The organism is Thiohalorhabdus sp. Cl-TMA, assembly GCF_041821045.1.
Lineage (GTDB): Bacteria > Pseudomonadota > Gammaproteobacteria > Thiohalorhabdales > Thiohalorhabdaceae > Thiohalorhabdus > Thiohalorhabdus methylotropha.
This window is the reverse complement of record NZ_JBGUAW010000012.1, coordinates 17,873-38,216: the sequence shown is the minus strand read 5'-3', so window position 1 is coordinate 38,216 and position 20,344 is coordinate 17,873. Positions and strand designations below refer to the sequence as shown.

Below are 20,344 nucleotides of genomic sequence, written 5' to 3'. Positions count from 1 at the left end.
ATCAGACCGTGCCCGGCTCGGCCATTTCCCGATCCTCCGCCGTGACCCGGAGCACCTCTTCCAGACTGGTCACCCCGGCCCGTACCTTTTCCAGACCGGATTCCCGCAGGGATTTGTGGGAGTCCTGCCGCTCCAGGGCCCGATCCAGGGCCTGGCGGTCATTGCGGCCGATGGCGTCCCGTACCCGGCCGTCCACTTCCATGAGCTCATAGAGACCAACCCGGCCGCGGTAGCCGGTGTTGTTGCACTCGGCGCAGCCCGTGCCGTGATAGAAGGTGATGCCTGCCGCCTCGGCGGGGTCCACGCGCAGCCCCGCGAGCACCGTTTCCGAGGGGTGCTCGGCCTCCTTGCAGCTCTCGCAGATCCGCCGCACCAACCGCTGTGCCACCACGCCGCGCAGGCTGGAGGCCACCAGGAAGGGCTCCACGCCCATGTCGATCAGGCGTGTGGCGGTGCTGGGGGCATCGTTGGTATGCAGCGTGGAAAATACCAGATGCCCCGTTAACGCGGCCCGGATGGCGATGCTGCCGGTTTCGTGGTCCCGGATCTCACCCACCATGACCGTGTCCGGATCCTGACGGAGTACAGAGCGCAGCACCCGGGCGAAGGTCAGGTCGATCTGGGGGCGGACCTGCACCTGGTTGATCAGGGGCAGCTGATACTCGACGGGGTCCTCCACCGTGATGATCTTCTGCCCGATATCGTTGATCGCTTTGAGGGCGGCATAGAGCGTGGTGGTCTTTCCGGAACCGGTGGGCCCCGTGACCAGGACGATGCCGTGGGGCGCCCGGATCAGGTGCTGGAAGCGCTCGCGGACCGGCTCGTCCATGCCCAGCTGCGCCAGGCCGATCAGTCCGGCGGACTGATCCAGGAGCCGCATCACCGCGGCCTCTCCGTGGCTGGTGGGCATGGTGGAAAGCCGGACATCGATCCGATGGCCCTCCACGGTGATCTGGAACCGGCCGTCCTGGGGAAGCCGTCGTTCGGCGATGTCCAGCTCGCCCATGAGCTTGAGCCGCGAGATCACGGCGCTGGCCACGCGCCGCTCCGCCTTCATCTGCTCCTGAAGCACCCCGTCCAGGCGGATGCGGATGCGCAGTGCGTTCTCGTCCGGCTCCACGTGGATATCCGAAGCCCCCGAGCGCACGGCCTGGGTGAACAGGGTATTGATGAGACGCGCTACCGGGGCGTCCTCGGACCCGGGACGGACCTCCAGGAGGCCCTGCCCCTCGTCGGCTCCCAGCTCGTCGCCGATCTCGTCGGCCAGGGAGCTCATCTCCTGGTTGTGGGTGAAGACCCGGTCCAGGGCGCGCAGGAGGGCCTCCTCGGCCACCACGGCCGGCTCCACCTCGGCGCCGAGTATGCGCTCGAGACGGTCCACGGCCATGATGTTGGTGGGATCGGCCATGGCCACCTGGTATTCGCCGTTCGCTTTTCTCTTCAGGGGAAGGGCCCGGAAACGGCGCGCCTGGGCTTCGGAGAGGGCCTGGGCGGCCTCGGAATCCAGTCGGTACTGGGAGAGGTCGATGTGGTCGATGTCGAGCTGATCGGCCACGAAGGCGAGCAGCTTCTTCTCGCTGATCAGATTCTGCTCGACGAAGATCTGTCCCAGCTTCCTGCCGCTCTCCTTCTGGATACGGAGCGCTTCCCCGAGCTGGGCCTCGGAAATGATGCCTTCCTGGACGAGCAGATCGCCCAGCCGGATTTTCTTCAACTTGGCCAAGGGAACGGCTCCCCGTAGCGACTGGAAAGGGCCGAGCCCGCGGTGTGCCCAGCCTTACTACTAACCGATGCCTGCAGGGAGGAGGACCGCTCCGCCCCTTCGCAGCTCCGGAAGGGGGATGAAAGCCAAGGCACCCGGGCCGGCTCCTACAGCAGCTTGCGAACCATGAATAGCAGGACGACACCGATCACCATCAGTGTCAGTCCGGTGCCGCGCAGCACGTGGTCCGGAAGGGTAAACAGGTGGGCCAGCGCCCGGCGCATGGCGGAGGGGCTGATGAAGTACGGAAGCCCCTCCAGGACCATCACCAGGGCGATTGCGGACAGCAGTTCCTGCCACACGTTAGGACCGTTTTACTGCTTGGGCTTGGTTTCGGATCGCTTGAAGAACTTGAAGAACTCCGATTCGGGGCTGAGGACCATCAGCTCGTCGCCCGTGAAGGCCCTTTGGTAGCCCTGCAGGCTCCGGTAGAGGGCGAAGAACTCGGAATCCAGACTGTAAGCGCTGTTGTAGATCTTGGTGGCCTTGGCGTCGGCCTGACCCTTGACCTCTTCGGCCTTACGGCGTGCCTGGGCCAGGATCTCCGACCGCTTGCGGTCGGCGGTGGCCATGATCTCCTCGGCCTGCTCGGCGCCCTCCGCCCGGTACTCGCGGGCTTCCCGCTCCCGCTCGGCGGCCATGCGGTCGTAGACCGCCTGCTCGTTCTCCTGGGGCAGGTCCGTGCGCTTGATCCGCACGTCGAGCACCTCGATACCCATCGTTTCCGCCTGCTTGCTCACCGCCTGCGTCAGGTTCTCCATCACCTGGCGTCGCTCGCCGGAAACGGTCTGCTGCAGATTCCGCTTACCGATCTCCTCCCGGAGATTGGAGCGGATCAGGTCGCCCAGTCGGCTACGCGCCGACATGGTGTTCTGTACGGTGATGTAGAACCGCAGGGGCTCGACGATTCGCCACTTGGAGTAGGCGTCGATGATCAGGTTCTTCTTGTCGCTGGTCACGTAGGTCCGCGCCTGGTCATCGAAATCCAGGACCTGGGCGTTGAAATATTTGACGTTCTGCACGAAAGGCCGCTTGACGTGCAGGCCGGGCTCCGTCACGGAGGCCCGGGGCTCACCGAACTGCAGCACCAGGGCGGATTCGGTCTCGTCAACGGTAAAGAGGCTGAAGGCCGCGATGATGGCGCCGAGCACCAGGACCACGGCGATTGCTATTCCAGCGATACGGTTCATTGGTTCTCTCCCCGCCGGATCCGCTCAAGGCGCTGCTCGAACTGCCGCCGGACTTCCTCGGTTCGGCTGGCGCGGTTGCCGTTCTGGCTGGAGGCTTGGCCGCTATTGCCTTGTTGGGCCTGGGAAGCGTCCCCGCCCTTATTCTTCCTGAGGGCTTCCTGCAACGGCAGGTACATGAGGTTCCCGGACTCGGGAACGTCCACCAGAACCTTTTGGCTGTTCTGCAGGACCTGCTCCATGGTCTCCAGATAGAGGCGCTTGCTGGTGATCTCGGGCGCGCCCTTGTACTCCTGATAGACGTCGCGGAAACGCGCGGCGCTGCCTTCCGCTTCGTTCACCACCCGGGCCTCGTAGCCCTGCGCCTCCTGGAGAATCCGCTCCGCCTGACCGCGGGCGCGCGGCAGGATGTCGTTGGAGTAGGCCTCGGCCTCGTTCACCGCACGGGCGCGATCCTCCCGGGCGCTGATCACGTCCCGGAACGCGGGCCGCACCGGCTCCGGCGCCTGGGCACTCTGCAGGGCGATCTCGTCCACCTGCAGGCCCACGCCATAGCCATCCAATATGCTCTGCATCAGGCCCTGCGTCGCCTGGGCGACCTCCGCCCGAGCCTTGGTCAGAACGTCATCGATGGGCCGCTGGCCAACCACTTCGCGGATTGCAGTCTCCGCCGCCTCGCGGACCGTTTTGTCGGGATCCTTGACATTGAACAGGTACTTCGCCGCATCAGAGATGTGGTACTGCACCGCGAACTGCAGGTCCACGATGGCTTCGTCCCCGGTAAGCATCAGGGCTTCCTTGGGCACGTGCATGGAGTCCTGCTGCCCGGGCCGGTCCCGGAAGCCGATCTCCAGACGGCGAACCTGCGTCACCTTGGGGGTGAGCACGGTCTCGATGGGCCACGGCAGGTGGTAATGCAATCCCGGCTCGGTAGTGATGGTGTGATAGCCGAACCGCTTCACAACACCCTGCTCGTCGGGATTGACGACGTAGATCCCGCTGGCCAGCCACAGCACCAGCGCGATGCCCACGATCAGCGCGATTCCCTTGCCGCTGAAGCTCGGACCACCGGCACCGAACAGGCCCCCGCCGCCTCCTCCTCCGGAGGAGCCGCCGAATTTGGCCTTCAGCTTGCGGATAATCTCGTCGAGGTCGGGGGGCTGCTGGTTGTTGCCACCACCGCCACCACCGCCCCATTGCCCCCAGGGGTTCTTGTCGCCTCCCTTGTTGGGGCCGCCGGGCTCATTCCATGCCACGTTCAACCTCCTGAAGTGGCCATCAGTTACATTACTAAGCTAGTGGAACGGGGCAGTTTAGGGGGGAAAGCGGCCAAGGACAAGGCGCTCCTATACCCCTGCCCAGCCCCGGGACTGCAGGAAAGATCGAACGCGCTCCGCCACAGCCTCCACCTCCCCGGGACGGAACCATTCCACCTCCGGCTCCTTGCGGAACCATGTGCGCTGGCGCTTGGCCAGCCGCCGGGTCGCCACCACCCCGGCTTCCAGCAGCCCTTCCCGGTCCCTCGCGCCCTGCAGGTATTCCCGCGCCTGCCGGTATCCCACCGAGCGGAAGGCAGGACTGTCGGGGTCCACCCCGGCCGCTAGAAGGGCACGTGCCTCTTCGATCAGCCCTCCCTCCAGCATGCGCCGGAAGCGCTGCTCGACCCGGCGCCATATCTCCTCTTTGGGCAGCCACAGACCCAGGCGAAGGATGGGGTATCCCACGGGAGGGAGCCCGCTCTCCTTCTGCAGCTCGGTGATGGGCCTTCCGGTGACCGCGTGGACCTCCAGGGCCCGCTGGATGCGCTGGGCATCCCCGGGGTCGATGCGATCGGCCGCTTCCGGGTCCAGGCGGTGCAGGCGCTCGTGCAGGGCCGGCCAGCCCCGGGCATCGGCCTCGTCCCGCAATCGAGCCCGAAGGTCCGGGTCGGCTTCCGGGAGATCGGCGAGGCCCCGGGCGAAGGCGCTGAAGTACAAGCCGGTGCCGCCCACCAGCAGTGGTACCCGGTTCCGGGCGAAAGCGTTCTCCGCTGCCTCGCGGGCGGAGCGGGCGTACTCCCCGGCGGAGAAGGGCTCGTTGGGATCCCGGAAATCCATGAGGGCATGGGGATAGCGCTTGCGGACCTCCGGAGGGGGCTTGGCGGTACCCACGTCCATTCCGCGATAGATCTGGGCGGAATCCGCGTTGATCAGGGCGACCGGAAAACGGTCGGCGAGGGCCAGTGCCAGCTCCGTCTTGCCGGTGGCGGTGGCCCCCAGGAGGAACAGTGCGCATCTTCCTCCCACTTCACTCCCCGCGCAGGAAGAAGCGGTCCAGGGCATTCATGGACAGGTGAACATAGGTGGGCCGGCCGTGGTTGCACTGCCCCCCACGCTCCGTTTGCTCCAGCTCCCGGAGCAGGGCGTCCATCTCCTCCCGGCTTAGGCGACGATTGACCCGCACCGAGCCGTGACAGCCCATCTCGGCGAGGATCTCGTTGGCCGCCTCGGTAACCGGGGCGCCGGAGCCGTAGCGAGCGAGCGTATCCAGGGTTTTCTCCAGGAGCGCGCCGAGGTCCGCTTCGAGGAGGAGGGCCGGGGCCTCGCGGATCAAGGCCTGCCGGGGCCCGGCAGCATCCGCGCGGATCCCCAGGCGCTCCAGGACCTCGCCCTCCTCTTCCAGCACCACCATCTGGCGCTCCGTAAGGGGGACGGTTACCGGAACGAGCAGCGCCTGGCGATCGATGCCGCGGTCGTGAAAGTCCCGCTTCAGCCGCTCATAGGTGATCCGCTCGTGGGCAGCGTGCTGATCCACCATGACCACCCCATCCGGGGTCTGGGAAAGGATGAACGCCCCGTGGATCTGGGCCAGCGCGTGCCCCAGGGGAGGCGTCCCCCCCGCCTCTCCGGCTTCGTACGGGAGGGGCCCGGGCGCTGAGGCGGTCCGGGGTGCCGACTCTTCTCCCCGGCCTTCCGAGGCGGGCTGCCCGTAGAGGGCCGAGTAGGCGGCCGGCGCCTCGCGCAGGCCGAGCTGGCCCTGGTGCGCCGCATCGCCGGCCCGGGAAGATTCCGAACGGGGCGTGGCACCCCGATCGGCCGCAGGTGCCGGATCCTGAGCTGGCGGCTTATCCCGGGCTGTCTCCGGACGCACCGCGCCCAGGGCTTCGTCCAAGGCATGCCGGATGAAGGCGTGGATGCGTCGCCCGTCGGAGAAGCGTACTTCATGCTTGGTGGGGTGGACGTTGACGTCCACCTCTTCCGGATCGATCTCCAGGAACAGGGCATAGGCCGGATACCGGTCCTGGAAAAGGACGTCGCGATAGGCCTCCGCCACGGCATGGCCGAGCAGACGGTCCCGCACCGGCCGACGATTGACGAAGAAATACTGCTGATCCCGCTGGCCGCGGGCGGCGGTGGGAAGAATCACCCAGCCCGAGAGCCGCAGGCCATCGCCGCTGTCCTGCACGATATGCACGGCGTTCCGGGCGAACTGCTCGCCCAGCAGCCGGGCAACGCGCCGCTCGGAATCGTCCCAGGCCTCCACGGCGGGAAGCTGGAAATGAACGCGGTCGTTGTGCGCCAGGGTGAAAGCGGTATCCATTGCGCCCAGAGCTGCGCGGCGGACCACCTCGGCGATATGGCCGAACTCCGTCTTCTCCGTTCGCAGGAACTTGCGGCGTGCCGGAGTGTTGTAGAACAGATCCCGGACCTCGACGGTGGTTCCCGGCGGGTGGGCAGCGGGCTCCATGCGCGGACCCTCGCCCCCCGGCGCGACCTCCACGCCCTCGGTCTCCGCGGACCGACGGGTGGTGAGGGTGAGCCGCGACACGGACGCGATGCTGGGTAGCGCCTCGCCGCGGAATCCGAGGGTAGCGATACGGCCCAGATCGCCGGCTTCGCGCAGCTTGCTGGTGGCGTGCGGCGCCAGGGCCCGGGGCGCGTCCTCGGCGTCCATGCCGAAACCGTTGTCGCGTACCCGGATCAGACTGCTCCCGCCGCGCTCAACCTCCACGCGGATGCGATCGGCTCCGGCGTCGAGGCTGTTCTCCACCAGCTCCTTTACCACGGAGGCCGGACGTTCCACCACCTCGCCGGCGGCAATCTGATTGGCGAGCTGCTCGGGGAGCTGACGTATAGGCATGACTACCTGGCACGAAGAAGGGCCCCGAACGGGGCTGAGGACTTGGCGGATGGGCTTTAGGGAGGCCTCAGGGAATCTCCAGCTCCCTGCCCACCAAGAGCGTGGTGCCCTCCAGATCGTTGGCCTCCTTCAGGCTCGCCACGCTGGTGCGGTGCTGCTGGGCTATGGACCAGAGGGTATCACCCTTTTGCACCGTATACTCCTCCACGGGACTTGGGGTACGCGCCACCGTGGGCTGCAGGTCCCGCTGCTCCAGGAAATTGGCACTCCCTTCGGCCACGGCTTCCGCGATTCGACTCTGATAGCTGGATTTCTGGAGCCGCCGGGCTTCGGCATGGTTGGAGATAAAACCAGTCTCCACCAGGATCGAGGGGATGTCCGGGGATTTTAGGACGCGGAAGGGCGCCTGACCGACCTTGCCGCGGTGCAGGTGGGCGAAATTGTCCAGCTGCTCGAGGATGCTGCTTCCCAGGGAGAGACTGTCGCTGATGGTAGCGGTCTGGGAAAGATCGAGCAGCACAGAGGCCACCACCTCGTCCACCTCGCCTAGGTCCACGCCGCCCGCCAGGTCGGCCCGGTTCTCGCTGCGAGCGAGCCAAGCCGCGGCTTCGTCGGTGGCCCCTTTCCTGGAAAGGGCATACACCGAGGCTCCGCGCGCGTCCGGGTTGCGGAAGGCGTCCGCGTGCACGGATATGAACAGGTCCGCATTGGCCTCGCGGGCCATCTTCACCCGCTCCTGAAGCTCGAGGAAGTAGTCCCCCTTGCGGGTGAGGAATGCCCGCATCTGCGGCTGGTCGTTGATGGACCGGGCCAGGCGCTTGGCGATGTCCAGGACCACGTCCTTTTCCTGCAGGTCGCCCGGACCGAGTGCGCCGGGATCCTCCCCGCCGTGTCCGGCGTCCACGGCCACCAGGAGCTCATGGGCCTCGGTCCGTTCCAGGGCCCGCGCCACACGGCGCTCGCCGCCGTTCTTCCGATAGAGATCGATGACGAGCCGGTGGCCGTGTCTGCCATGGGGCTGGAGCTGGAACGTCTTGGGACGGACATCCTGCTTCAGGTCCATGACCACCCGGAAGGTACCTCGCTCGGGGTACCCGGTCCGAACGGAGTGGAGGACGGGATCGGGAAGCTCCAGATCCTCCGTGCCCGCCCGGCTACGCGTGCCTTCCAGATCCACCACAACGCGCGCGGGATCCTTCAACCGGAATAGCCGATAATCCACCTTGCCGTTCAGATCCAGCACCAACCGGGTATGGTCTGGGGCCGTCCACATGCGGATATCCCTAACCGTGCTCCCCGAAGCCGCAAGGGACCACAGGGAAAGAATTACCAGTATAAGGGTATATCCTAGGATTCGGCCCCGGAGCCTAGTATGCATCGGTATCTCCGCCGTCCCCGGAGAATGCGTCGAGCAAGGAGCCGCCGGCGGCGGAATGGGCCGCCAGACGAACCGTTCGGCTCTCCGCATCCAGGTATTCGGTATCAACAATTATGTCGGGAGAAGGCAGGACATCCCCGGCCCGCTCCGCCCATTCCAAAATACAAATGGATCTTGGGGAAAAGTACTCTTCCGCGCCGAAAAATTGCAACTCTTCCGGATCGGACAACCGATACAGATCAAAATGATAAACCGGCCCCGCATACCCTTCATACGGTTCCACCAGGGTATAGGTGGGACTCTTTATGGGGGCCCGGATTCCAAGGCCCCGCAGCAGTCCGCGGGTCAGGGTGGTCTTTCCGGAGCCGATTTCGCCCCGTAGATGAATCACCGTGCCGGGACGCAGGAATCCGGCCAATCGCTCCCCGAAGGCCTCCTGGCCCGACTCCCCGGTGATTCGCCGCACCACTTCCAACGCGCCTACCCCCGGCGGCCGAGCGCCCGGATGATGTCCGTGTTGGTGATGATACCCAGTAGCTTCTGGTCTTGGTCCAGAACCGGCACGATATGGATATGGTGCTCGGAAAGTAGCGTTGCCACGGCGGACAGGTCCGCCTCCGGGCTGACATAGTCCACGTTGCGGGTGCACAAGTCCCCCGCGGTGGTGGCGGTCGCCTTGCGCAGGTCCTCCTCGTACTGCTTGAAGCCGGATATGGGAATCATGGTGTCGAGGATGGTGATCATGGTGGGCAGATGGATCCGCTTGTTGCTGTCCACCAGATCGGAATCGGTCACCAGGCCCACCAGCCGGTTCTCCTCGTCAACCACCGGGACGCCGTGGTGATGGCTTTCCAGCAGCACCTCCGCCACTTCCTGCACCCCGGTCGCTTCGGTCACCGTCACCGGGTCGGGGGTCATGATCTCACTTGCCTTGGGCATGATCTCTCCGCTTTGGCCTGTTGGGCTCATGGCCCTGGTAATTGGTCAGCTCCCGCCATACGCCCGGAAGCGCATCGGCGCACTCCGTGGCCGCGTACCCGAAGGGGCCGCGCTCCTGCGCCACCCGATCCGCCGCCCGGCCGTGCGCCCAGACGGCGCGGCAGGTCGCAAGCAAGGGGGCTCCGCCATTCTGCGCCAGCTGCGCCGCCAGGACACCGGTGAGGATATCCCCCTGTCCGGCCATGCTCATCCCGGGATTGCCGGTTGGGCTGACAGCATATTGTCCGTCGGGGGCCTGAATGATGGTACCCGCCCCTTTCAAGCAGCACACCGCATTATACTTTTCCGTGATCCGGCGGGCCGAGCCGAAACGGTCCTCCTGGATGCTTCCGGAATCGCATCCCAGCAGTCGAGCCGCTTCACCCGGGTGGGGCGTCAGCACCGTCGGTTCGCCGCGGCGGTCCAGGGCGTCGCGCAGCCCATCGTGCTCCGCCAGCAGGCTCAGTCCGTCGGCATCGATCACCAGCGGAACCGGGCGCGCCAGCGCGGCCTCCAGCACCCGTCGGGCCGCATCGGACCGTCCCAGTCCTGGGCCCACCGCCACGGCCCCGCCGCCCCCCAGCTCCGCCGGCAAACCGGCCTCCGGATCCCAGACCGCGGTCATGAGCTCCGGCCGGTGCGCGGTTGCCAGGGGCGAAGTCTCCGGCGGCAGGCAGCATACCACCCATCCGGCTCCGGACCGCAGTGCGGACCATCCCGCCATCACGGCGGCCCCCGTGGTGCCCGGGGCCCCGCCGGCCACCACTACGCGACCGAAATGCCCCTTGTGGGCGTTGGCGGGCCGAGGCTCCTGGCGGAGGGGCCCGACCGTAAGCCGCCGGCCGTTAACCGGCACCTCGGAGCGGATCGCCTCCGGAATGCCCAGCCCCTCATAGCGCACCTCCCCTACGATCCCGGGGCCGTCGCCGGTAAAGAGCCCCCGCTTCAGACCCACGAAGGTCACCGTAACCTCGGCGGGCGCGGCTGCGCCGAGCACACGTCCCGTGTCCGCATTCAATCCCGAGGGAATGTCAACGGCCACCACCGGCGCTGGGCAGGCCGCGGCCTCCTCGATGAGCTCCCGGTACGGCGAGCGCACCTCCCGGTCCAAACCGGTTCCCAGAAGGGCGTCCACCAGCAGGTCGTAGCCCGCCAGCGTATCGGGGACGGAGTGCACATCGCCTCCGGCGTCCCGCCACCGTTCCGCCGCATGGGCGGCATCACCGCGAAGCCGACCGGGGTCGGCGGCGGCGATAAGCTCCGGGGCTCCGCCCAGCTCTCGCAGGCGCCGCGCCACCACGTAGCCATCGCCGCCGTTGTTGCCGCCGCCCGCCAGCACGCCGACGCGGAATCGGCGCCAATCGGGCCAATGCGCTTCGATGGCCGCCGCCACGGCCTCTCCGGCCCGCTCCATGAGCACCAGACCGGGAATCCCGCCATTCATCGCGGCCTGATCCAGCCTTCGTACTTCCTCTGCGGTGTAGAGGCGTTCTTCCACGTTTCTTGTCCTTCGGAATACGCTACGATTTCAGGGTACGGCATCGCGTGGGCCGCCAAAAGCGCCCCCGTTTGACCCCCAGCCCACCGAATGATAACTGTTCCCGAATAATTGCAACCCGATCCCGACCGTCCCGGGCAGCAATATGCCCGTGTCGATGGAGTGTATCCTCATGGAACTGGTACAGAAGCACTGCGCACCCTGCGAGGGCGGCGTGGACCCCCTATCCGAGCAAGAAGCCGAATCCATGCTCGGGGAGCTCAACGATACTCCCGAGGCCCAGAAGCAGCCCTGGGCGATCACCGCCGACAACCGCAGGATCAAGAAGGGGTATAAGCTCAAGGACTTCGTGGAGGCGGTGGATCTGGTGAACCGGATCAAGGATGTCGCCGAGGAAGAGAGCCACCACCCCGATCTGGAGGTGGGCTACGGCAAGGTGGTGGTGCAGCTGACCACCCATGCCATCGGTGGCCTTTCCGAGAACGATTTCATCCTGGCGGCGAAGATCGACAAGCTGCAGGCCTGAACGCCCCTTTTCCAGGCGCATGGGAGCCCGGCCCGCCAATCGGGCCGGGCTTCTCCGTTCAGGTCCGTTTCCGCGGAGCGAACGCCATGTCCCGTTTCCTGATCCTCCTCGGCGCCGTCCTGATCCTGGTGGGGATCCTGTGGCCCCTGCTCCAGAAGGCCGGACTCGGCCAACTTCCCGGGGACATCGTCATTCACCGGGATAACCTGCATTTCTATTTCCCCCTCACCACCTCCATCCTGGTAAGCATCCTCATATCCTTGCTGATCTGGCTGTTCCGCAAATAAAAACGGCCCTCCGGGGGAGGGCCGCGATATCTTGCCGATATAACCACATTGCCATAGAGGACTCAAAGCCCCACGGCCGAGCTGCGTACCGCGCTCGGAAAGAACAGCTCAGGGGCCATGGGCTTCCCCAGCCTCCGGCTCCTCGGACGGTTTGCGTCCCATGAGGTCCCCGCGGGAAACGCCCAGGATGAGGGCAAGCGGGGCGCCGACGAAAATGGAGGAGTAGGTACCGATTATCACGCCGGTGATCAGGGCAGTGGCGAACCCGTGGATCACCGCGCCCCCGAGGAAGAACAACGACAGCAGCACCAGCAGAGTCGTGGTGGAGGTGACCACCGTTCGAGCCATAGTCTGGTTGACGCTCTCGTTCATAACCTCCTCGGTATCCGCCCTGCGCATCTTGCGCAGATTCTCGCGGATACGGTCGAACACCACGATGGTGTCGTTGAGGCTGTAGCCGATCACGGCCAGTATCGCCGCCACCACCGGCAGGTCGAATTCCAGGCCGGTCACGGAGAACACGCCCAGCGTGATCACCACGTCATGCAGCAGCGCGGCCACGCTGCCCACCGCGAAGCGGAGCTCGAAGCGCCAGGCCACGTAGATCAGGATGCCGATCAGGGCGTAGAGCATGGCCATGAGGCCCTGCTTGGCCAATTCCTCGCCCACCTGTGGACCGACGAACTCAACCCGCCGCATCTCCACGGAGCCCCCCTCCCCCGCACCGGAGCGGAGCGCGTTCAGGATGCCGCTGGATACGCTGGCGGTGTCGCGGCCGTTGGCGGTTGGGACCCGGACCAGGATGTCGGTGGGCGCGCCGAAGGTCTGCACAACGGCCTGATTGAAGCCGGCCTCGTGCAGGTCCGCGCGCACTTCCCCGACGGAGACGGCCTCGCTATAGGCCACTTCCACGAGCGTTCCGCCCGTGAAATCGATGCCGAAGTTCAGGCCCCGGAATACCAGGCTGCCCACGGCCACCAGGAGTAGCACCACCGAGAAGACGAAGGCCTTGTTGCGGTGGCCCAGGAAGTTCAGATGGGTGTCTTGGGGTACGAGATGCATGCGTCAGCTCTCCCCGATGGAAATCCGGGTGAGCCGGCGGCGGCCCACGGAAAGGTTGATGATGGCCCGGGTAACCATGATCGCCGTGAACATGGAGGTCAGGATGCCCACCGACAGGGTGACCGCGAAGCCCTTCACCGGTCCGCTGCCGAACTGGAAAAGCACCAGGGCGGCAATCAGGGTGGTGATATTGGCGTCGGCGATGGTGGACAGGGCCTTGCCGTAGCCGGAGCTGATGGCCGCATGCGGGGTGTTGCCGACCCGGATCTCCTCGCGGATGCGCTCGAATATCAGGGTGTTGGCATCCACCGCCATGCCGACGGTGAGGACGATTCCGGCAATGCCCGGAAGGGTCAAGGTGGCCTGGAGCAGGGACATCACCGCCACGATGAACACCAGGTTCAGCACCAGGGCCACATTGGCGACCAGTCCGAACAGGCGGTAGTACACGGCCATGAAGGCCACCACCAGCAGGAAGCCGATGACGATGGAGTTCAGACCCTGCTCTATGGAGTCCTGCCCCAGGGTCGGACCCACCGTGCGCTCCTCGACCACCTTCACCGGGGCCGGAAGCGCACCGGCGCGCAGCATCAGGGCGACGTCGTGGGCCTCTTCGGGGGTGGCCATGCCCGTGATCTGGGCGCGTCCGCCGCCGATCCGTTCCTGAATCACCGGAGCGGTAATCACCTCCTCGTCCAGAAGGATGGCCATCCGGTCGCCCACGTTATTCCCGGTGAGCCGACCGAAGAGGCGGGCCCCCTTGGCGTCGAAGCTCACGTGCACCAGGGGCTGGTTGGTCTGTTGGCTGAAGCCGGCCCGGGCGTCGGTGATGAACTCCCCGGAGAGGACCGTCCGCTTCTCCAGAAGATACGGCTCGCCGTTCTGGCGCCCGTAGAAGACTTCAGAGCCAGGCGGCGCGCCCTCCTCGAGGGCCTGCTGCACGCTGTGCTCCTTGTCCACGAGCTTGAACTCCAGCTGCGCGGTGGAGCCGATGACCTCCTTGGCGCGGGCGGTATCCTGGATTCCGGGAAGCTGCACCACCACTCGCCGCTGGCCCTGGCGCTGGATCACCGGCTCGGAGACGCCGAGCTGGTTCACCCGGGTGCGCATGGTGGTCAGGCTCTGCTCCACCGCCCAGTCCCGAAGGCGCTCCTGCTCCTGGCTGGTGAGCTGCGCCTGCAGGAAGCGCGGCCCGCTGTCACTGGGGGAAACGCTCAGCTCGCTGTATTGATTCTGGAGGACCTGCGCGCCCTGCTCCGCCGCCGCGGCACTATCGAATTTCAGCTGGAGGAACCGCCCCTCCTGGGCCCCCACCATCTGTACGGCCCGATAACGCACCTCCTCCTCCCGGAAGGCGGTGCGCAGCTCGTCCACGTAACGCTCGTAGGCCCGCTGGATGGCCTTGTTGACCTGCACCTCCATAAGCAGATGCACGCCGCCCCGGAGGTCCAGCCCAAGGTTCATGTTCTTCCCGCCCACGGCCTGCAGCCAGCCGGGAACGGCGGACAGCCGCATGGGACCCGCCGCGTAATTCTCCAGGCGCTTCTGGAGCAGATCCCGGGCACGATCCCGGGTCTGATCCGTGTCGAACCGGACCGCCACGCCGCGCTTGCGCTTATCGAGGGCGCGATATTGGATCCCGGCTTCCTCCAGGGCGCTCTTTACCCGTTCCACCGAGGCACCCTGCTTGGCCTGGCCCTGGGTGGGGGTAACCATGAGCCCCGGATCGGTGCCGAACAGCGTGGGAACGGCGTAGAGAAAAGCCAGCAGGATGGCGCCGGCTATCATCCAGTATTTCCAGAGGGGGTAACGGTTCATGGCGGGCAATCAGTCCTTAAGGGAACCCTTGGGGAGCACGGTCTGGATGCTTTCGCGCTGAGCCTTCACCCGTACCCCTTCGGCGAGCTCCACGGTCACCGACTCGTCATTGACCCGGACTACCCGACCGTAGAAGCCGCCGCCGGTCACCACCTCGTCGCCCTTTTCCAGATTGCGGACCATCTCACGGTGCTGCTTCATCCGCTTGCTCTGCGGCCGAATGATCAGCAGATAGAAAATGACGAATATCAGGATCAAGGGCACCAGAGTGGCCACAAATCCCGGCCCCTCCGCGCCGCCAGCGGCCTGGGCGTGGGCCGTGCTGATCCACTGGATTGATTGCGGCATCTACGACTCCTTAGGTAATGCGGTCAAGCTGGCAATGGTAGCGGTCGAAGGCCCGAAATCCAAATCATTCCTGGACTTCACGCCCCAGGAATACGTGAATGTGGAGCCCGGAACCACGGTGGCAGGCAGTGGGAATGATAAATGGCCCTGCAGGCCAGCACATTGACCCTCACCGGGAAAGAGGCGCTAGAAGGCAGCTCGGGTGTGCTGAGCGACGAAATTGGTATACGCGGCGGACCCGAAATCTAATCTATCTTCCTTCCCAGACTCGATCAATCCAGCCCAAGACACCCCATGATCACGCGGACGCTTCGACCACCCCGAACAGACCATCCACTGGCTGGCATGAGCCTCCTCTGTCACTCGGGACCGCGGCGAAAGCCACCTTGATCAGCCCCATCGCAGGTTCGACGCGATTTCGCCCCTTCATAAGTGGGCCCTTCCCCTTAGTTGTAAGACTCAACGGGCCTTTTTGGACATCATGGGCGCGGACCCCGGGATGACCAAAATATCGATGGAATTCACCGACAAGAATGCGTGAAGGGCGCGGGTGGCTGTGGCATTATCACCGCGTCGAGGACAGACGCGACTTCGTGTACACGGTTCTGAAGACCGGCCTCCACCCTCCCTGACCACTCCAGATAGAGACCCGCCACATCCAGGGCGACATGCGCTCAACGTGGGAGCCCCAATCCGCGTCCCACCACGGAAGGCTCAGCTCCCCGAGAAGGCCGCGAAGCTCCCTCCCATCCGGAAGAAGACACAGGGGGTTTTCAGGTTCCGCCCCCTCGGAGGAGACCACGAATGCGCCCTTGGTCTCGTATGTAGAGCCAACCGGGATGGAGGAGGACGCTCCATTCAGTTTCAGGCCGGTGGGTAAACCCGTACCTGAGAGCTTGCCCGGGTGGGGCAAGCATATTGGAGTCCAGCGAACCATTGGCACGAGTCCGTAAAACCCCATGCGAATTGCCCGCCTGGAGCCTCCAGGCTCCAGTGAGGTAGTCGCCCCACTTGAGGACGATGAATGAAGCATCTAGCGGCCGTGTCTTATACCCTCTTCTCTCTGGCGCTTTCCCTACCGGCAAGCGCGGGTGTTTTTGTCGGCGGGGAGATCGGCTCCATGCACGATAAAACCACCGTAGAATCCAAGACGGCCTATTCCTACGATAAGGTTTCTGCTGGAGAGCACTCCAGAACTAGGAATCTCCGCCTCGGATACGTCTGGGAAAAGCATCGCATTTACGGGATGTTTCACTCCGCTGACACCGGTCATGACACCTCCGAGATCGGTTTGAAATCGCTTCATTACAATTACCTGATCCCATTCCCCCCTCTCCCGAATGTAAAAATCGCCCTGGGGGCCACTGCGGGCATTTTCGAGCTCACCTATGAGACCGCCCAGCAGGAGGTTGTGGACGATATGGAAATGGAAGGATGGATCTATGGTCCGGAGGCCAGCGTTCTGTTCCCCCTATTCGACTTCCTGGAGCTGGAGGTCGGCTATCGCTACTGGTTCAGCAGCTTGGAACATACGGATAAAGCCATGGTAAACGACGTGCATCATACCTGGACGACCACTACCGACTCGGTCTCCGAGTGGGGGGTGGGCTTGAATTTCACCTTCTGAAAGGACTCAGAAGAGGTATTCGAAGCCTCCAAGAGAACTTAAACCGGGTCGGAGGGGAAGCTACGCGAGCGGAGCTTCCCCCCTGATCCGCCTCTCAACCCGCTACCGGCCTCCATTAACCGTGCTTTCCACCGAAGGCAGCCCGGTACTTCATCATTTCTACTAGAGGCATTCGACAAGCTGGACAGGGGATGCCGTCCGGGAAATGACGCCCCTAACCCTTCTAAAACCCCTTTAAGTGGGCACCGGATATCCCATTCCGAACCCGTTCCCGGCGACCTTCTGGAACCTCATCGCGCCCGGGGTGCGTCCGATATGGCCATTTGCACCTACGAAGATCCGGTCACGATGCGAAGGGCGTGCTGGCAGGATGGGGAGCTGCTTCCGAGTGAGCCCGGGCCTCAGGAGTGTATTCCTAAGGGGCGGACATCGGAAGAGGAAGCCTGGGGAAACCGGGGAACGATGCGGGCGCGCTGACCGAGAATGAGCAAGGGAGATTCGTCAGCCAAAGGAATGGTAGCCGGGGTGGGAGTCGAACCCACACGGGCAAGCCCACTCGATTTTGAGTCGAGCGCGTCTACCAGTTCCGCCACCCGGCCATCTCGACGAACGGGAAACAGAATATCATCTTCCCGGAGCCCACCCAAGTACGGGAGGTCGCCTTCAATCCATACCCGATACCCGCCCAAGAAGCGGAAATATATCAGCTTTCCCTTTGAGAAAAGAGCATCAACATCCGCCGGGCTTCGCCCGTTCCAGTTCGCATCCGCCCTCCGGTACCATCTCCGGGAGGATCTGCCCCTATATGGGACAGACCAGATCCCCCAAATGCTCGGTGAGCTTCAGGTTCTCCCGGGCATCCACCGGAACCTCCAGCACCACCGGCCGGTCCTGGTTCACCGCCCACTCCAGCGCGGGTCGCAGCTCCTCGCTTGCTTGAACCCGCGCCCCGTAGGCACCGAAGCTCTCCGCCAAGCGGACCCAATCCGGGTTGCCGAAGCCCACCTCCGTGGAATGCCCGTAGCGGCGCTGCTGCTTCCACTCGATCAGGCCGTACTGTCCGTCGGTGAACACCAGCAGAACGAAGGGCGTGCCCAGGCGCACGGCGGTTTCCATCTCTTGGATGTTCATCAAGGCGCCGCCATCCCCGGCCACAGCCACAACCCGACGCTCCGGGCGAGTAAGCTTGGCGGCGATGGCCCCCGGCAGAGCGATGCCCATGGAGGCGAAGCCGTTGCTGATCAGGCAGGTATTGGGCACCGAGGACGGGAACATGCGGGCCACCCATACCTTGTGGGCCCCCACGTCGGAAACCACGATATCGCGCGGGTCCAGGACCCGGTGCAGGTCCCAGAGCACCCGCTGCGGCTTGAAGGGCACCGAAGTGTCTTCGTTGTAGGCGCGCAGCTCGCGCATGACCGGATCGTGGAGCTGGGGAATGATATTGTCAGCGCGGGGAGCCACCGCTTCCGCCAGGTAATTCAGTGCGCTCTCCAGGTCCCCCACCACCTCCACTTCGGTGGTGTAGTGGGAATCCAGCTCCGCCGGCGTCTGCGCGATATGCAGGATGGGCTTCTCGCGGTTCGGATTCCAGCTCTTGGGTGCATATTCGGTGGCGTCGTAGCCCACGCACACAATGGCGTCCGCGGCCTCGAATCCGCAGGCCACGTAGTCCCGGGCCTGGATGCCCGCGGTCATGATGGCCAGGGGATCGTTGTAGGGAAAGACACCCTTGGCCATGAAGGTATGGGCCACGGGAATGTTCAGGCTGCGGGCGAAATAGCGCAGGGCGTTGGAGGCACCGGCGCGGATCACGCCATTGCCGGCCAGTATCAACGCGTTGCGGCTGCGGGAGAGGAAGTCCGCCGCCTGCTCCAGCTCCGGCATGGGCGGCTCGGGCTTAGGCAGCGGCTGGGAGGGCAAGGGAGTGGCGTCGGCCCGAACCGGGGAATCCGCGACATCCTCCGGAAGGTCGAGGTGGGTGGCGCCGGGCTTCTCCAGGGAGGCCTCCCGGAAGGCGTGGCGGACCATCTCCGGGACAACTTCGCCCCGCTTGATCTGGGCGTTCCATTTCGTGATGGGCTGGAACAGCGAAACCAGATCCAGGTACTGATGAGACTCCTTGTGGGTCCGGTCCAGGCTGGCTTGGCCGGTAATGGCCACCAGGGGGGCCCGGTCGAGGTCCGCATCGGCCACACCGGTGATCAGATTGGTGGCCCCGGGGCCCAGTGTGGAGAGGCAGACACCCGGGTCCCCCGTGAGGCGGCCATAGACATCGGCCATGAAGGCCGCCCCCTGCTCGTGGCGGCAGGTAACCACCCGGATGGAGCTTTCCCGGAGCGCCTCGTACACGGCGAGGGTCTCCTCACCGGGCAAGCCGAAGACGAACCGCGTATTTTCGTTTTCCAGACACGTGACCAGGCATTCGGCGCTATTCATCGAGGCCTATCCATCTCCCGTGGCCGGCTCGATGGAAAGTCGGCGATGCCTCAGGCAGCCTGCTCCGGATTGCCCTGGGTCTTGCGGATCCGATTCTCTCCGTCCACCCATACGATCCGGGGCTCGTGCTCCCGGGCCTCTTCCATCGCCATGCCGGCATATGCGCAAAGTATTACCAGGTCCCCCACGGAGGCCTTGTGGGCCGCGGCTCCGTTCATGGAGATGACCCCCGAGCCCCGCTCGCCGCGGATCGCGTAGGTGGCGAACCGCTCGCCGTTGGTAATGTTGTATATCTCGATTCTTTCATACTCGCACAGCCCACTGGCATCCAGCAGATCGGCGTCGATAGCGCAGCTGCCTTCGTACTCCAGATCCGCATCGGTAACTGTGGCGCGATGGATCTTGCTCTTGAGCAGCGTTACCTGCATGACCCGCTATCCTCCAGCGTTCTATCAGGCGATCCGAATTCCAGGTTATCGATCAAACGAGTTCCCCCCAAGTGCGCCGCGGCGAGCAGGACCCGGGGCCCCTGGAGATCGGTCACAGTCTCCAGGTCCCCCCGCCGGCGCACTTCCGTGTATTCGGGGTCCAGACCGGCCGCCTCCAGCATTGTCCAGGCCTCCCGTTCCACGCCCCGGGCATCGAGGTTCTCATTCTCTCCGGTCCGCACAGCCGTCCGCAGGGCACGGTACAGGCCCGACGCCATCTCCCGGTGCGCGCTGGAGAGGTACCGGTTCCTCGAGCTCAGGGCCAGCCCGTCCTCCTCACGGACCACCGGGACCGCCTCGATCTCCACGTCCAGTAACAGGTTCCGGACGAGGCGCCGGACGGTGACCCATTGCTGGTAATCCTTCTTCCCGAACACCGCCCAATCGGGACGCGCGGCTACCAGCAGCTTGGTCACTACGGTGGCCACGCCGGTGAAAAAATCCGGACGCGTGCCGCTGCAAAGCCCTTCGGTGACCCGATCCACGCGCACCGTAACGGCCCCCACGCCATCCGGGTACATCTCCCCGGTTCGAGGGGCGAACAGGACGTCGACCCCTGCCTCGAGCAGCCGCTCGCGGTCCGCCTCAAGGGTACGGGGATACTCCTCGAAGTCCTCTCCCGGGGCGAACTGGGCGGGATTCACGAATACGGACACCACCACCCGATCGGCCAGCTCTCGGGCACGCTCCACGAGGGCCAAATGGCCCGCGTGGAGATTGCCCATGGTGGGCACCAGCGCTACCCGGTCCCCGGCACGACGGAAGTCCGCCAGGACTTCATGCAGCTGTGCGACAGTATGGACGCTATGCATGCGCGGGGAGGCCCC

The 20,344-nt window shown here is 65.0% G+C and carries 19 protein-coding genes and 1 tRNA gene; 3 read left to right on the top strand and 17 right to left on the bottom strand.

Going from position 1 to position 20,344, the window contains the following annotated elements:
- Position 1 precedes the first annotated feature (1 nt).
- The 10 genes from ACERLL_RS15870 to ACERLL_RS15825 all read right to left on the bottom strand — a co-directional run bounded on the left by ACERLL_RS15870 (position 2) and on the right by ACERLL_RS15825 (position 10,922).
- The gene (locus tag ACERLL_RS15870; RefSeq protein WP_373657083.1) at positions 2-1,723 is read right to left on the bottom strand and encodes a GspE/PulE family protein; all 1,722 of its coding nucleotides are present in this window, start codon (positions 1,721-1,723) and stop codon (positions 2-4) included.
- A gap of 146 nt (positions 1,724-1,869) precedes the next feature.
- A complete protein-coding gene (locus tag ACERLL_RS15865; protein WP_373657082.1) occupies positions 1,870-2,064 on the bottom strand; it encodes a DUF2065 domain-containing protein in 195 nt (64 codons plus the stop codon).
- 12 nt (positions 2,065-2,076) lie between these two features.
- Positions 2,077-2,952, bottom strand: coding sequence for a protease modulator HflC (gene hflC, locus ACERLL_RS15860; RefSeq protein WP_373657081.1), 876 nt, complete (start codon positions 2,950-2,952; stop codon positions 2,077-2,079).
- Entirely contained in the window at positions 2,949-4,205 is a 1,257-nt protein-coding gene (gene hflK, locus ACERLL_RS15855) for an FtsH protease activity modulator HflK (protein WP_373657080.1), read from the bottom strand. Before hflK ends, hflC begins: the two co-directional genes overlap by 4 nt.
- Before the next feature lie 90 nt (positions 4,206-4,295).
- On the bottom strand, positions 4,296-5,234 hold the full coding sequence (gene miaA / locus ACERLL_RS15850; protein ID WP_373657079.1) for a tRNA (adenosine(37)-N6)-dimethylallyltransferase MiaA: 939 nt from the start codon (positions 5,232-5,234) through the stop codon (positions 4,296-4,298).
- Between the two features lies 1 nt (position 5,235).
- A complete protein-coding gene (gene mutL, locus ACERLL_RS15845) occupies positions 5,236-7,068 on the bottom strand; it encodes a DNA mismatch repair endonuclease MutL (protein WP_373657078.1) in 1,833 nt (610 codons plus the stop codon).
- A 67-nt stretch (positions 7,069-7,135) separates the two neighbouring features.
- Entirely contained in the window at positions 7,136-8,341 is a 1,206-nt protein-coding gene (locus ACERLL_RS15840) for an N-acetylmuramoyl-L-alanine amidase (protein WP_373657077.1), read from the bottom strand.
- A gap of 94 nt (positions 8,342-8,435) precedes the next feature.
- Entirely contained in the window at positions 8,436-8,912 is a 477-nt protein-coding gene (tsaE, locus tag ACERLL_RS15835; protein WP_373657076.1) for a tRNA (adenosine(37)-N6)-threonylcarbamoyltransferase complex ATPase subunit type 1 TsaE, read from the bottom strand.
- Positions 8,913-8,926: 14 nt separating this feature from the next.
- Positions 8,927-9,385: a CBS domain-containing protein gene (locus ACERLL_RS15830; protein WP_373657075.1), complete on the bottom strand. Its 459-nt coding sequence runs from the start codon at positions 9,383-9,385 to the stop codon at positions 8,927-8,929.
- On the bottom strand, positions 9,369-10,922 hold the full coding sequence (locus ACERLL_RS15825) for an NAD(P)H-hydrate dehydratase (RefSeq protein ID WP_373657074.1): 1,554 nt from the start codon (positions 10,920-10,922) through the stop codon (positions 9,369-9,371). The genes ACERLL_RS15830 and ACERLL_RS15825 overlap by 17 nt, the downstream gene beginning before the upstream one ends.
- 172 nt (positions 10,923-11,094) lie before the next feature.
- On the opposite strand from ACERLL_RS15825, the gene ACERLL_RS15820 reads away from it, so the two are divergent.
- Both ACERLL_RS15820 and ACERLL_RS15815 read left to right on the top strand, forming a co-directional pair.
- The gene (locus ACERLL_RS15820) at positions 11,095-11,448 is read left to right on the top strand and encodes a 4a-hydroxytetrahydrobiopterin dehydratase (RefSeq protein WP_373657073.1); all 354 of its coding nucleotides are present in this window, start codon (positions 11,095-11,097) and stop codon (positions 11,446-11,448) included.
- An 86-nt stretch (positions 11,449-11,534) separates the two neighbouring features.
- Positions 11,535-11,735 carry a DUF2905 domain-containing protein gene (locus ACERLL_RS15815; protein WP_373657072.1) on the top strand — a complete coding sequence of 67 codons (201 nt, stop codon included), beginning with the start codon at positions 11,535-11,537 and terminating at the stop codon, positions 11,733-11,735.
- 108 nt (positions 11,736-11,843) lie between these two features.
- Here the strand turns inward: ACERLL_RS15815 and secF are convergent, their stop codons facing one another.
- Genes secF through yajC form a run of 3 tightly spaced genes read right to left on the bottom strand, consistent with a single transcriptional unit; the run spans position 11,844 to position 14,963 of the window.
- Positions 11,844-12,797, bottom strand: a complete 954-nt coding sequence (secF, locus tag ACERLL_RS15810; RefSeq protein WP_373657071.1) for a protein translocase subunit SecF — start codon at positions 12,795-12,797, stop codon at positions 11,844-11,846.
- Positions 12,798-12,800: 3 nt separating this feature from the next.
- Positions 12,801-14,615, bottom strand: a complete 1,815-nt coding sequence (gene secD, locus ACERLL_RS15805; RefSeq protein WP_373657070.1) for a protein translocase subunit SecD — start codon at positions 14,613-14,615, stop codon at positions 12,801-12,803.
- Positions 14,616-14,624: 9 nt separating this feature from the next.
- Positions 14,625-14,963, bottom strand: coding sequence for a preprotein translocase subunit YajC (gene yajC, locus ACERLL_RS15800; protein ID WP_373657069.1), 339 nt, complete (start codon positions 14,961-14,963; stop codon positions 14,625-14,627).
- Between the two features lie 1,024 nt (positions 14,964-15,987).
- Between yajC and ACERLL_RS15795 the strand changes: the two genes are divergently transcribed.
- On the top strand, positions 15,988-16,590 hold the full coding sequence (locus ACERLL_RS15795) for a hypothetical protein (RefSeq protein ID WP_373657068.1): 603 nt from the start codon (positions 15,988-15,990) through the stop codon (positions 16,588-16,590).
- Positions 16,591-17,104: 514 nt separating this feature from the next.
- On the opposite strand, the gene ACERLL_RS15790 is transcribed toward ACERLL_RS15795, so the two are convergent.
- The 4 genes from ACERLL_RS15790 to panC form a co-directional block, all read right to left on the bottom strand.
- Positions 17,105-17,189: transfer RNA gene (locus ACERLL_RS15790), tRNA-Leu, on the bottom strand.
- Positions 17,190-17,391: 202 nt separating this feature from the next.
- Positions 17,392-19,029: an acetolactate synthase large subunit gene (locus ACERLL_RS15785; protein WP_373657067.1), complete on the bottom strand. Its 1,638-nt coding sequence runs from the start codon at positions 19,027-19,029 to the stop codon at positions 17,392-17,394.
- 50 nt (positions 19,030-19,079) lie between these two features.
- Positions 19,080-19,457, bottom strand: coding sequence for an aspartate 1-decarboxylase (gene panD, locus ACERLL_RS15780; RefSeq protein ID WP_373657066.1), 378 nt, complete (start codon positions 19,455-19,457; stop codon positions 19,080-19,082).
- A complete protein-coding gene (gene panC, locus ACERLL_RS15775; protein WP_373657065.1) occupies positions 19,448-20,329 on the bottom strand; it encodes a pantoate--beta-alanine ligase in 882 nt (293 codons plus the stop codon). Before panC ends, panD begins: the two co-directional genes overlap by 10 nt.
- Positions 20,330-20,344 lie beyond the last annotated feature (15 nt).